Here is a 12,561-nt window from a genome sequence, read left to right on the forward strand (position 1 = left end):
GGTTGAGCTTGATCATCTCAGCCCGACCTCTTCTCGAAGTCGATGCGCGGGTCGATCAGCACATAGGTCAAATCCCCGATCAGCGCCACGATCAGCCCGATCAGCGTTGTCAGGTAGAGCGTGGCAAACATCACCGGGTAATCGCGCCCGATTGCAGCCTCAAAAAACAGCCGCCCCAGACCGTCCAGCGAAAAGATCGTCTCGATCAGCAGGCTGCCCGTGAAGAACACGCTCACGAAAACGCCCGGAAAGCCCGCGATCACGATCAGCATCCCGTTGCGGAAGACGTGACCATAGAGCACCCTGCGCTCTGTCAGGCCCTTTGCCCGCGCAGTCATCACGTATTGCTTCTTGATTTCGTCGAGGAAAGAGTTCTTGGTCAGGATCGTCAGCGTGGCGAACCCGCCGATGCTCAGCGCGGTGACCGGCAGCACGATGTGCCACAGATAGTCCAGCACCTTGCCGATCACGCTCATGTCCTCCCACCCATCCGAGGTCAGCCCCCGCAGCGGGAAGATCTGCCAGTAACTGCCCCCCGCGAACAACACCAGGAGCATGATCCCGAACAAAAACGCGGGGATCGCATAGGCCGCGATGATGATCCCGCTCGTCCAGGTGTCGAAAGAGGACCCGTCCTTCACCGCTTTGCGGATACCCAAGGGGATCGACACGAGATAGGACAGCAACATCGTCCAGATGCCCAACGTGATACTGACCGGCATTTTTTCCAGCACCAGGTCCATCACGTCGATCTTGCGGAAATAGCTCTCTCCGAAATCGAAGGTGGCATAATTCCCCAGCATGGTCAGGAACCGCTCCAGCGGTGGCTTGTCCAACCCGAACTGCGCCTCAAGCTCGGCAATGAACTCCGGCGGCAAGCCCTGCGAGCCGATATACCCGCTGTCGCCCTCGTTGCCGGTCACGGCTCCGTCCTGCTCGCCGCCCGCAAAGCCGCCGAACACGTCGCCCTGTCCCTGGATGTCGGCAATCGCCTGCTCCACGGGACCGCCGGGCAGGAACTGCACCAGCGCGAAATTGATGATCATGATCCCGATCAGCGTCGGGATGATCAGCAACAGCCGTCTTACGATATAGGCGCCCACCCTTGGCCCCCTATGCCCGCGGGATGCGCGTCAACGCGCCGCCGTCCACGACCTGCAAGTTCATCAAAATGCGCCCGCCTCTCTCAGCTTTTCGGCCTTCTCGGCGTCGTACCACCAGAAATCCAGCGTTCCCAGCAGGTAGGGCGGAATTTCCTCGGGATGGTCGTACTGGTCCCAGTAGGCGACCCAATGATTGGGGGCATAGCCGTCGGGGATCAACATGAATTCATGCCGCAGCGCCCGGTCCAGTGCGCGGATCGTCATGTCCTCTTCCTCCTGGCTCTCGGTCATCAGCGATTCCTCGATGATGCGGTCCACCATCTCGCTGCGCAGCCCGGCAGGATTGAACAGGTCGTCGGCGGCCTCGGACCCGAACCGCTGCGCCAGGCCCGTACCCGTTCCCATCAGCGCCGGATATCCATCGAACACCAGGTCATAGTCGTGATCCCGCTCGCGCTTGGTGAACTGCGCACTGTCCACGGCCTCCACCCGGGCATCGATTCCCAGGTCCTGAAGGTTCGACACGAAATTCTCGGCCACGGCCTTTTGCGTCGGTTGCCCCGACGCATTCAGCAGGAAGTCGAGCCGCAGCACCTTGCCGTCCTCGCCCCGCATTTGGCCGTTTTCGCCAACCGTGTAGCCTGCCTCCTGCAACAGCCGCAGCGCCTGGCGCTTGTTCTTGCGCGAGCTCAGCCGCGAAGGATCACTCTCATGCGGCACCCACGGCTCGGTCGTCTTGACCTCCTCGGGCACCGCGTCGCCCAGCGAGTTGAGGAATTCCAGCTCGTCCCCCTCTGGCACGCCCGTCGCCTCCAGCGGCGTGCCGGTGGAAAAGGACCGCTGCTGTTCGTAGAACCCCGCGAACAGCGACTCGTTGGTCCACTCGAAATTGAACATCAGCGCCACCGCCTGCCGCACGCGCTTGTCCTGCAACACGTCCCGACGGGTGTTGAACACGATGCCCGTCATCGGCGGCGGCGAGCCATCCGGGATCGCCTCCAGCTTCACCCAGCCTTTGTTGGCGGCGGGGAAATCATAGGCGCTGGCCCACTGCTTGGGGTCGGCCTCGGTGCGATAGGTCACCTCGCCCGCCTTGAACGCCTCGAATGCGGCGGTGGCATCCGCGAAATACTCCAGCCGGATCGTATCGAAATTGTGCCGGCCCTTGTTGATCGGCAGGTCCCAGCCCCAGTAATCGGGGTTGCGCCTGATCACCACGCGGCGGTTCGGCACCACCTCGTCGATCACGTACGGGCCAGAGCCGGGCGAGATGTCCAGTCGCGGTTCGTCCAACCGCGCGCCGGTCTCCTCGTACCACGCCTTGGACCAGATCGGCACCGTGCCCACCTGATCGATCAGGCTGCGGCGCGAAATGCCGTCCGCGAAATGGAACTTGACCCTGTGATCGTCCAGCACCTCGACCTTCGGAATCCGCTTGCGCACCGCCTCGGCATAGCTTTTCAGCCCCTGGTCCAACAGCAGGTTGTGCGAAAACGCCACGTCTTCCGCCGTGACAGGCGTGCCGTCGGAAAATTCGGCCTCGGGCCGCATGTGGAAGATCACCCACGACTTGTCCTCGGGGTACTCGACCGTGTGCGCGACAAGGCCATACAATCCGTTCATGTCGTCGCCCGGCAGGCTGCCCGACCCGGCCAGCACCTGACCCAGAAGGCTCTCGTACATGATCGTCGAGAGGGCCGAGGCGCGACCGTTGCGGGTATAGGGGTTCATTGAATCGAAACTGCCCGGCAGCGCGATAGAAATCTCGCCCCCCTTCGGCGCGTCCGGATTCACATAGCTGAAATGTTCGTAGTCCTCGGGGTATTTCAACTCTCCGAAATACGAATAGCCGTGGCTCTTTATGATGGTCTGGTCCGCGCCCTCGTCCTGCGCCAGCGCGGTGGTCGCGGCGAGCGCCGCGATGCAAAGCCCGGTCAGGGCGGCGGTCATGAAACGGATGCGGGAAACGGCTACGGCCCGGGTCGTGGCCCGGCTGTGGCGTCGGGTCATTCTTCTCTCCTCTTGACCTGCCTGATGTGGGGTCGGTGTCCTTGCAAGGCAAGCTAAAGGAGGAACGAAACGGGATTCAAGCGCCGAAAGGCGGATTCCCGTTCAAACTTCCGACAGCAAGCGACTTGCCGCCCCTGGGCCCATCGCCGTCCCAATAAAAAAGCCGCCGCTCCGGACAGGAACGGCGGCCTGGTCGTCAGATTGTCTCGGCTCAGTTGCCGGTGGATTCCAGGTACTTGACCAGCGCCGCGCGTTCTTCTTCCTTGCGCACGCCGCGATAGGCCATCTTGTTGCCCGGCGCATAGCCCTTGGGATCTTCCAGCCACGCGTTCATCTCGTCGGCCGTCCACGCCCCATCGAGGCCCGCCAGCGCGTCGGAGTAGTTGAAGCCATCGACCGATGCGATGTCGCGACCGATCACACCCACCAGATGCGGGCCGACGCCGTTGGCTTCTTCCTCGGCCTTGTGGCAGGCGGCGCATTTGCGGAACGCCCGCTCGCCATCTGCGACGTCCGCGGCAGCGACCAGTTCGGCAAAGGCCGATCCTTCGCCCTCGCCGCCCGAGCTTTCCTCGGCGGCCTGCTCTTCCGAGCCGCCCTCTTCGGCGCTTTCCTCGGCTGCGGCTTGCTCGGCGGCTTGCTCGTCAGAGCCTTCCTCGGCAGCGGCCTCATCGGTGGCTTCCTCGTCAGAGCCGCCCTCGGCGGAAGCTTCGTCCGTGGCTTCCTCTTCAGCGCCTTCCTCGGCAGACGCCTCTTCAGTGGTGTCCTCTTCGGAACCTTCTTCGGCCGACGCCTCTTCGGTGGTGTCCTCCTCCGTGCCCTCTTCGGCAGACGCCTCTTCGGTCGCCTCTCCCTCGGTGCCTTCCTCGGCCGACGCGGTCTCTTCCGCGCCTTCCTCGGCGGCAACCTCGGTCATGTCGCCATCGGTCTGATCGAGAAAGGCGATCACGTTGGCGCGGTCCTCGGGCTTGGCCAAGCCGTTATAGCTCATCGACGTCCCGGGCGCATAGCCCGACGGATCTTCCAGGAACGCGTACAGGTTCTCGGGCGTCCACACGTCCGCCGCCTCGCTCAGCGCTCCGGAATAGCTGAAGCCATCGACAGCCCCGACATCGCGCCCGACCACTCCGTACAGATGCGGGCCGACGCCGTTCGCGCCCTCTTCCGCCTGGTGACAGGCCTTGCACTTGCCGAACACGCGCTCGCCCGCGCCCACGTCAGCTTCGGAGTAGAGAGAGGCCAACGTCACCGTTTCCTCTTCTTCCTCACCGCCGCCTTCGCCTTCGTCCACCTCGATGACATAGGCCGCCTGATGCTCCTCGCCGTGGCCCCCGCCACCGACGTGATAGATTTCTTCCGCAGCCCACTTGCCAAGAAGAAAGACCAGGAACGTGCCGCAAAGGCCCCCCATGATCTTTGTGAAGGTCATTGTGTCAAACATAGCCCGCTTCCATCTTAATCTCTCGCGCGGTATCTATCCGCTTCCCCTCGGGCGGCGCAAGGTGTAGTTTCCGCGACCAAACGCCCGCCCTCGGCAAAACTAAGCGGGAAATGGTAAAAAACGGGCGAAGAACCAATCACATGACCAAACGCATCGCCTTTCAGGGAGAGCCCGGCGCCTATTCCCACCAGGCCTGCCGCGACACCTATCCCGACATGGATACCCTGCCCTGCCGCACCTTCGAGGACGCGATCGAGGCGGTCCGCTCGGGCGAGGCGGATCTGGCCATGCTGCCAGTGGAAAACTCCACCTTCGGCCGCGTGGCAGACATACACCACCTCCTGCCCGATTCCGGCCTGCACATCATTGCCGAGGCCTTCGTGCGCGTGCACATCAACCTGTTGGCTCTGCCCGGGGTTCCGCTCGAACAGATCAAGCGCGCCAAGAGCCACACCATGCTCCTGGGCCAGTGCCGCCAGTTTCTGGCGCAGCACGACATCCAGCGCGTCACCGGCGCCGACACCGCCGGCTCGGCCCGCGAGGTCGCCCAGGCCGGCGACCCCGAGATGGCCGCGCTGGCCTCGGAACTGGCCGGAGAGATCTACGGCCTCGACGTGCTCGCCCGCGAGATCGAGGATGAGGGCAACAATTCCACCCGCTTTCTCGTCATGTCGCGCGAGCCCGACCACTCCCGCCGCGGCGATGACGGCATGATGACCACCTTCGTCTTTCAGGTCCGCAACATTCCCGCCGCGCTCTACAAGGCGATGGGCGGGTTCGCCACCAACGGCGTCAACATGACGAAGCTCGAAAGCTACATGGTCGGCGGCTCCTTCACCGCGACCCAGTTCTACGCCGATATCGAGGGCCATCCCGAAGACCCCGGCGTCAAGCTGGCGCTGGAAGAGCTGGACTACTTCACTTCCGACGTCACGCTGCTGGGCGTTTATCCCGCCGATCCGCGTCGCCACTGAGCCGGAACGACCGGCCGCGCCGCGCGTCGGCACGTCAATTGTTACAAACGTACCGTCACGCTCAAAACCGCACCAATTTCGTGCGTGTGTGCACATTCTGTGTGTTTCAGTATTTTTCTTTGTTTTACAGTTATTTTTAAAAGATCTGCGCGCGCAGAACACGCAGGTCGAGAGCATCACCACAGCATTTCTCACGCTTCTGTGCATTCACGTGAAGCGCCAGTAACGAGAAGCGGAGCCCCCCTGTGGCGGCGCCCTGCGTGTCTCCATCTTGCTGCCAGACGACGCGGACGGACCGCGCCGCCCAGACACAAACAAAGAAAGGAACACGTCATGCGTATCATCAGTACAGTCGCGGTCATCGCAGCTCTCGCCACCCCCGCCGCCGCCCTTCAGGTCGTCAACGTCCTGGGCCAGCACAGCACCCCGCTCAACAGCGGCGTCCTGACCAACGGCGCTCCCTACTTCGATGAAGAAAAGGACAATCAGCTGGGCTTCGGCTTCGGCGCTCCCTACTTCGACGAAGTGAAGGACAACCAGCTGGGCTATGGCTTCGGCGCTCCCTACTTCGACGAAGAGAAGGACAACCAGCTGGGCTTCGGCTTCGGCGCTCCCTACTTCGATGAAGAGAAGGACAACCAGCTGGGCTTCGGCTTCGGCGCTCCCTACTTCGACGAAGAGAAGGACAACCAGCTGGGCTTCGGCTTCGGCGCTCCCTACTTCGACGAAGAGAAGGACAACCAGCTGGGCTTCGGCTTCGGCGCTCCCTACTTCGATGAAGAGAAGGACAACCAGTTGGGCCTGGCCTACGGCTATGGCGCACCTTACTTCGACCAGGAGAAAGACAATCAGCTGGGCTAATACCGGCCCTGCCTGAAACGGGAAAACGGGTCGCCTTCCTAGGCGACCCGTTTTGCGCTCGGCCCGCCACCGTCCTCAGGCGATGCTCTTGTAGCGGTCTTCCAGTTCCTTGGCATAGCCCGCCACACGCAGGCTGAACCGCTTGTTCAGGTTACCCTTCGCCAGCTTCATCGACTGCACCAGCAGCTTCGCCGCCAGCGTCTTGGGCGCCATGTCGATCACCACGCTGATCCGCGTGCGCGACCGCGACAGCGCCACCAGGTCCAGCACCATCTTGCCGCCCATGTTGGGCGAGCGCGATGCAATGACCAGGCCATTGGGCCGGTCCAGCTCGGTCAGTTCCAACTGCATTTCGCGCCGCTTGCCCCGCAGGGTAAAGGCCGCGTCCCACTTCATGCCCGGCTGCGTTGCGTCAAGGTCGTCGACACGCTGCACTTCGGCTCCGCGCCGCAACACGGACCGTTCGATCGCAGCAAAATCGGTCACCTGCTCGAACACGAACTCGATCGGGGCTTCTACATCCTCGTGGGCCACGAACTTCATATCTGCGCCTCTTCTTCTCTTGTCCCCTCCGGTCTTTCGCGCCGGGCTGGGTTCCGGAAAACTGTCGATTACCGGCGTTATAGCGTATCCGCCAGCCAGTTGCGCAGCAAAAATTGCGCAATTGCACCTTTTCGCGCGGGGCTGAGGACGGAATGCGCCCCGGCAAAGGCCTGCATCATCTCCTCCCGGCTGACCCACATAGCCTGCTCGATCTCGACCGGGTCAATGGTGATCTCCCGGCTCAGCGCCACGCCCCGGCAGCCGAACATCAACGACGCCGGAAACGCCCAGGGCTGGCTGGCCAGATATTCGACCGCGCCCACCTTGACGCCCGCCTCTTCGCGGACCTCCCGGCGCACCGCCGCTTCCATCGTCTCACCCGGTTCGACAAAGCCCGCAAGCAGCGAAAACATCCCTTCGGGCCAATGCGGCGATCGACCCATCAGCACGCTGTTGCCATGGGTGATCAGCATGATCACCACCGGATCGGTCCGTGGAAAGTGATGTGCGCCGCAGGACGGGCACACACGCTGCCAGCCCGCCTGCGCCAGCGCGCTCCGCGCGCCGCACCGGGCGCAGAAGCGGTGGCTGACATGCCAGTGCAGCACGCCCTTGGCCGTCGCCGCCAGTTCCGCGTCGCGCGGGCTCAGCCGGGTCATCACCCGGCGCAATTCGGCAAACACTTCCGTCTCGCGCATCAGGGGATGGCGCTGCTCGGTCACGTCCACGAAACTGTTCATCTGGGCCGGATCCACGTCCTCGGGGTCCCAGTCGACCAACTCGCGCGCCTCGATCAGACGCCCGTCTTCCTGCCGCCCCAGCAGCACTGCCTCTGGATCGGCCTGCGACAGCACCGGATGATCCACCGGCAACCGCACCAGCCGGTCCAGCCCCGGCCCTTCGACCAGCGGCTTGCCGCGCCACAACAGCACGACGTCGCGCGGCGCGGCCGCGATCTCCTCCGGTCTGCCCCGCAGTTCGGCGGCCCGGTCCAGACCCGATCCGCCGAAGGTGACCGTTTCAGCATGACGCATGCGCATCTCCTTTGGGCGGCAGACCTGCCACAGCCCCCCGCCGACGGCAAGCGGCACCAACTTGCGCACGTTCGCAGGAACCCAATCAAAGCGCGATCCTAAATAAGTGATATCAACCAAAAGGCGATTGCCGCCCCCTGTCGCCTGTGCCAAGGTCGGCGCAACCCGGCGGGAGGCCGGGGCGAGGAAGATTTCGACAGAGCTTATGAGTGACGACGCGCTTGACCAGACATGGCCGTACGCGCCCGCATCCACGGAGTGCCCCGTGCCCGAGCGGCATGTCTGGCTGCGGCTGCTGGAAACCACCGACGTCCACGCCCATCTGGCACCCTACGACTATCACCGCGATACGCAGGTCTCGGGCTATGGCCTGGCCCGCACCGCCACGCTGATCGCCCGCGCCCGCGCCGAGGCCGCCAACAGCCTGCTCTTCGATAACGGCGATTTCCTTCAGGGCTCCGCGCTCGCTGATATCGGCACCGGGCCGGACAGCGATTGGACCGGCCCGTCGCCTGTCATCGCGGCGATGAACCGGCTGGGCTACGACGCCGCCACCCTGGGTAATCACGAATTCAACTTCGGTCTCGACTGGCTGGCCCGGGCCCTGTCCGACGCCTCCTTCCCCGTGCTCTGCGCCAACGCGTTGCGGGCCGGGCCCGAGCCTGTGCCCCTGCGCCCGCCCTCAGTCATCCTGCCCTCGGTCCTGCGCGACAGCCATGGCAATGAACACACAATCCGCATCGGCGTGCTGGGCCTGCTGCCACCGCAGATCACCACGTGGGATCACCAGCACCTCGCGGGCCGTGTCACCACCCGCGGCATCGTCGAGACCGCGATGATCGAGGTCCCCCGCCTGCGCGACGCCGGCGCCGAGATCGTCATCGCACTGGCCCATACCGGCATAGGCCCCGCCACGTCCGCGCCCGAAACGGCCGACCCGGCCCAGGAACACGCCGCCCTCGCACTGGCCACCGTGCCGGGAATCGACGCGGTTCTGGCCGGGCACAGTCATCAGGTGTTTCCCGACACGACTGCGGCCGTTCCGCCTGCGCCGGGGTCGATCACCACGCCGGTACCCTGGCCGGGGTTCCCGCGGTCATGGCGGGGTATCGCGGCTCGCATCTGGGTGTGCTCGATCTCTGCCTTGTGCAGGATGCCAAGACGGCCCGCTGGTCGGTCCATGACTTTCACAGCCACGCCCGCCCGGTGGCGATCCCCGATGACAGCGCCCCGGCCGCCGCCGACCCGGACCTTTCCGCCGTCGTGCATCCGGCCCACATGGCCACGCTCAAGATCACGTCCCGGGCCGTCGCGCACACCGACCATGCCATTCACAGCTATTTCGCCCTGGCGCGGCCCAGCAATTCGGTCCGTCCGGTGCTCGAAGCCAAGACCGCCGCGCTCATCGCGGCGCTCGAGGGCACCGAGGACGCGCACCTCCCGGTGCTGGCCGCGACGCCCTGCTTCAAATCCGGCGGCCATGCCGGCCCGGGCGATTTCATCGACATCCCCCCCGGTCCGCTGACCCTGGGGCACATGGCCGAGCTCTACCCTTTTCCCAACACCGTTATCGGCCTGCGCCTGACCGGCGCCCAAATCGCCGACTGGCTCGAACGCGCCGCCTCGTGCTTTCACCAGGTCCTGCCGGGCCGGGGCGACACGCCGCAGCCGCTGTGGAACCCCGCCTTTGCCAGCCATGCCTTCGACACGATTTCCGGCCTTGGCTACCGCATCGACCTGGCGCAACCGCCGCGCTACGACCCGCAGGGCCAGTTGCTGAACCCCGGCGCAGGCCGCATCCGCGACCTCACGCGCGACGGCGCGCCGCTGGCGCGCGACGCGGTCTTTTGCGTCGCCACCAACAATTTCCGCGCCTTCGGCGGCGGCCCCTATCCCGCCGCCGCGCCCCGGATGGTGGTGCACCGGAGCTCCCGCCCGGTCCGCGATCATCTCACCGCGTATCTCGTCCAGAACGGGTCTGACAGCACCGGGCCCTCTCGCGACAGCTGGCACCTCGACGGCCCGCGCGATGCAACCGTTTTGCTGGGGACAGGCCCGGGCGTGCGCAATCACCCGGGCGACCTGGCGGCACTGGGCGCCCGCGAAATCGGCCTGGATCCGGCCGGGTTCCTGCAGCTAGCGATTCCGCTTGCGAAACTGGCAGATCTTGCGAATCCCGATCATACACCCTAGATAGCCCGGTGAGAGGTTGGCGCGGGCAGGCGCCTCGCCAACCCGGTCAGGTCCGGAAGGAAGCAGCCGTAACGAGCCCCGCTTGGGTCGTTGTCCAGCCTCTCACCCAAGTAAACCCGACGCAGTCCGGTTTACATCGGCCGAAAGGCGATGCACCGCATCCCCGAAAGGCCCACACAGACCAGCCCTGCGCCCCGACCATTCATCGCCGCGATTTTTCGCTTGAAACTCGGCCTCCCGCTCATTGGCCTAGCCGGCCAACCGGTCTTCATTCTGCTCCATCGCGGTGAACTCCAGGTGAAAATTCGTGCCGACGCCCACGGTGCTGTCATAGGTCAGGTCGCCCTGCATCTGACAGGCCAGCCGTTTGGAAATGTGCAATCCAAGGCCCGAACCTTGCGTCGAATGCTGGGTCTGGTTGGCGACCTGTCCGAAGCGTCCGAAAACGCGGTCCTCCATCCCGTCGGGGATGCCGTGGCCGGCATCCTTGATCGACAAGCGCAGCTTGCCATTGGCCATATGCAACGCGCCTTCCACGGTGCCGTTCTCGTGCGAGAACTTGATGGCGTTGGACAGAAGGTTGTCGATGATCTGGCGAATGGCGAAGGCGTCGCCCTGGACCAACGCGTGTGAGACAGCCGATGTCTTGACAAGCGTTACCTTGCGCTCTGCGGCGAAGATGCGGTTTTCCTCTATACTGTCGGTAAGAAGCCTGTCGAGATCGACAGTATCCTCCTCCAGTTGAAGTGCTCCGATGTCCATCTTCTGCGCCAGGAGAATCTGGTCGATCAGGCGTGACAGGCGAAGACCGTTGCGGTGGGCGATTTCCAGCAGGGAGCGCATTTGGTCGCTCATCTCGCCGATATGACCGCCAAGGGCGAGCGCGAGACCGCCTTTCAGAGACGTCAGCGGCGTGCGCATCTCGTGGCTGACCACCGAGACGAACTCGTCCTTGGCGCGGTTGGCGGCGTCGGCGGCCCTAAGGGCCTCCTGCAACGAGGCATTTATCGCCATGCGGTCGGTGACGTCGACCAGGGTCACGCTCCATCCAAGAATGGCGTCCGATGGGTTCAATGGATTGCGGACCTTTTGTATGCGGGGTTCGTAGTCCCGGTCGCCAATGCGCAGATGAGAGCCATCGGCGGCAGTGGCCAGTTCGTCCTGCCCGGCGAAGAGATCGCGCAGCATTTGACTGTTGCCATTGTTCAGCTCGCGCTTGCGGGCAGCGGCGTTCATCAGCACGATGTTTCGCTTGCGGTCGATCAGGACGACCGGTTCGCTGCTCGTATCGAAGAGGACCGACTGACCGACCGCGGCCATGTCCATCGTCTTGCTCACCACCAGCATCCAGGAAAAAGCCAGAACGCCCAGCGAGAACATGAAGGCGGTGGGATCGAGACCGAAGAAGGTGAAGTCCAGACCGATATAGGCGGCGTTCACCACCAGCGGGGACAAGGTGATGGCGGTCAGCATGCTCAGCAGTGGCCAGGCGCTGCGCCTGGCCCGGACAAACCCCCTAATCAGGCAAACGAAGGTGGCCATGACGAAGGTGTAGAGCAAGGCGATGATCGTGTAGAAGCCCGGCCCGTGAACGTATTCGATTTGATCGCTTCCGACCGGAAGTATCGTGCCTTCGGTATAGACGAGCTGGTGCCATGAGTTTGTGGCGACCAGGGCAAATATTCCCAGCGTGAGGCCAAGCAAGAGCGCAGTTGCACGACGCGTCCGGACCCATTTGGCGTTTCCGACGTAATTGAAGACAAAGTAACACCACGAGATCGTCACCAATCCGTGCCCCAGCCAGGCGACCGTCGCCCATTGCATGTTGCAGACATACGTCGTTGACGCCGCTTCGAGACCAACGCAGAGAAGAGTCCACATGACACCGATGAAGGTGAGCGCGTAGAAACGCTTTCCGTTGAAATCCTGCGTTTTGAGGGTCCAGATCATGGTGAATCCAGCAAGTGCGATCACCGCCGCGGCCACTAGAAAGACCGGGTCTAACAATGCTCTTTCAAAGCAAGCCATGGAGTCCCCAACTGCTGGTTATCAAATTACAAGAGCATTCGAATTTGCTTAGAATACGGCGTCAAGGTGACCTTTTGCTCCAACCCCGGGGGAGCGGGCCAAAAATGCCATCAGTTACTCCACGTTTTCTTTGCGGAGAGTGGCGAGGGATGCAGCGGCCAGTGTACGACAGATCGGTTCCACGACAGGTCCTATCAATTTTCGTTTGAAGTCAGGCCAGGTTCGATCCAGCACCCCTACTACAATCTGCGAGTTCATAACCGCGTATTTTGCGGTTTTAGCGCATCACGCTCGAATCCAATCTCCAGCGGGGACTGCCAAGTTTAATTTAGCGCAATGAAAGCATAGACTTACACAGCCTTCCCCGATCGCTT

At 63.4% G+C, this 12,561-nt stretch carries 9 protein-coding genes, 1 other RNA gene and 1 pseudogene; 5 read left to right on the forward strand and 6 right to left on the reverse strand.

Annotation, left to right across the window (positions count from 1 at the left end; genetic code table 11):
* Positions 1 to 17 precede the first annotated feature (17 nt).
* The 3 genes from ACSQ76_RS19230 to ACSQ76_RS19240 form a co-directional block, all read right to left on the reverse strand.
* The gene (locus ACSQ76_RS19230) at positions 18 to 1,103 is read right to left on the reverse strand and encodes a microcin C ABC transporter permease YejB (protein ID WP_306130154.1); all 1,086 of its coding nucleotides are present in this window, start codon (positions 1,101 to 1,103) and stop codon (positions 18 to 20) included.
* A 63-nt stretch (positions 1,104 to 1,166) separates the two neighbouring features.
* A complete protein-coding gene (locus ACSQ76_RS19235) occupies positions 1,167 to 3,113 on the reverse strand; it encodes an extracellular solute-binding protein (protein ID WP_306130155.1) in 1,947 nt (648 codons plus the stop codon).
* A gap of 211 nt (positions 3,114 to 3,324) precedes the next feature.
* Positions 3,325 to 4,554, reverse strand: a complete 1,230-nt coding sequence (locus tag ACSQ76_RS19240; protein ID WP_437157826.1) for a c-type cytochrome — start codon at positions 4,552 to 4,554, stop codon at positions 3,325 to 3,327.
* Positions 4,555 to 4,694: 140 nt separating this feature from the next.
* On the opposite strand from ACSQ76_RS19240, the gene ACSQ76_RS19245 reads away from it, so the two are divergent.
* Both ACSQ76_RS19245 and ACSQ76_RS19250 read left to right on the forward strand, forming a co-directional pair.
* Entirely contained in the window at positions 4,695 to 5,528 is an 834-nt protein-coding gene (locus ACSQ76_RS19245; RefSeq protein WP_437157827.1) for a prephenate dehydratase, read from the forward strand.
* Positions 5,529 to 5,861: 333 nt separating this feature from the next.
* Positions 5,862 to 6,389: a hypothetical protein gene (locus ACSQ76_RS19250; RefSeq protein WP_437157828.1), complete on the forward strand. Its 528-nt coding sequence runs from the start codon at positions 5,862 to 5,864 to the stop codon at positions 6,387 to 6,389.
* A gap of 75 nt (positions 6,390 to 6,464) precedes the next feature.
* Here ACSQ76_RS19250 and ACSQ76_RS19255 read toward each other — a convergent pair whose 3' ends face one another.
* Positions 6,465 to 6,932, reverse strand: a complete 468-nt coding sequence (locus tag ACSQ76_RS19255; RefSeq protein WP_437157829.1) for an SRPBCC family protein — start codon at positions 6,930 to 6,932, stop codon at positions 6,465 to 6,467.
* Positions 6,933 to 7,009: 77 nt separating this feature from the next.
* Positions 7,010 to 7,966 carry an NAD(+) diphosphatase gene (nudC, locus tag ACSQ76_RS19260; RefSeq protein WP_437157830.1) on the reverse strand — a complete coding sequence of 319 codons (957 nt, stop codon included), beginning with the start codon at positions 7,964 to 7,966 and terminating at the stop codon, positions 7,010 to 7,012.
* 205 nt (positions 7,967 to 8,171) lie between these two features.
* Between nudC and ACSQ76_RS19265 the strand changes: the two are divergent.
* The 3 genes and pseudogenes from ACSQ76_RS19265 to ffs all read left to right on the forward strand — a co-directional run.
* Positions 8,172 to 8,921 (forward strand): annotated as a pseudogene (locus tag ACSQ76_RS19265) (metallophosphoesterase); the annotation flags it as partial.
* 143 nt (positions 8,922 to 9,064) lie between these two features.
* Positions 9,065 to 10,159: a 5'-nucleotidase C-terminal domain-containing protein gene (locus ACSQ76_RS19270; protein WP_437157831.1), complete on the forward strand. Its 1,095-nt coding sequence runs from the start codon at positions 9,065 to 9,067 to the stop codon at positions 10,157 to 10,159.
* Positions 10,160 to 10,169: 10 nt separating this feature from the next.
* Positions 10,170 to 10,266, forward strand: an RNA gene (ffs, locus tag ACSQ76_RS19275) — signal recognition particle sRNA small type.
* 142 nt (positions 10,267 to 10,408) lie between these two features.
* On the opposite strand, the gene ACSQ76_RS19280 is transcribed toward ffs, so the two are convergent.
* Positions 10,409 to 12,187: a histidine kinase N-terminal 7TM domain-containing protein gene (locus tag ACSQ76_RS19280; RefSeq protein WP_437157832.1), complete on the reverse strand. Its 1,779-nt coding sequence runs from the start codon at positions 12,185 to 12,187 to the stop codon at positions 10,409 to 10,411.
* Between the last annotated feature and the right edge of the window lie 374 nt (positions 12,188 to 12,561).

Origin of the sequence: Roseovarius sp. B08 (assembly GCF_051417955.1) — a bacterium.
In the GTDB taxonomy this organism is placed as follows: Bacteria; Pseudomonadota; Alphaproteobacteria; order Rhodobacterales; family Rhodobacteraceae; genus Roseovarius.

What these genes read in the sequence shown, in the direction of transcription:
- ACSQ76_RS19255 (WP_437157829.1), bottom strand. Translation starts at nt 6,932, where the DNA reads ATGAAGTTCGTGGCCCACGAGGATGTAGAAGCCCCGATCGAGTTCGTG.
- ACSQ76_RS19250 (WP_437157828.1), top strand. Translation starts at nt 5,862, where the DNA reads ATGCGTATCATCAGTACAGTCGCGGTCATCGCAGCTCTCGCCACCCCC.
- ACSQ76_RS19235 (WP_306130155.1), bottom strand. Translation starts at nt 3,113, where the DNA reads ATGACCCGACGCCACAGCCGGGCCACGACCCGGGCCGTAGCCGTTTCC.
- nudC (WP_437157830.1), bottom strand. Translation starts at nt 7,966, where the DNA reads ATGCGTCATGCTGAAACGGTCACCTTCGGCGGATCGGGTCTGGACCGG.
- ACSQ76_RS19240 (WP_437157826.1), bottom strand. Translation starts at nt 4,554, where the DNA reads ATGTTTGACACAATGACCTTCACAAAGATCATGGGGGGCCTTTGCGGC.
- ACSQ76_RS19280 (WP_437157832.1), bottom strand. Translation starts at nt 12,187, where the DNA reads ATGGCTTGCTTTGAAAGAGCATTGTTAGACCCGGTCTTTCTAGTGGCC.
- ACSQ76_RS19270 (WP_437157831.1), top strand. Translation starts at nt 9,065, where the DNA reads ATGGCGGGGTATCGCGGCTCGCATCTGGGTGTGCTCGATCTCTGCCTT.
- ACSQ76_RS19245 (WP_437157827.1), top strand. Translation starts at nt 4,695, where the DNA reads ATGACCAAACGCATCGCCTTTCAGGGAGAGCCCGGCGCCTATTCCCAC.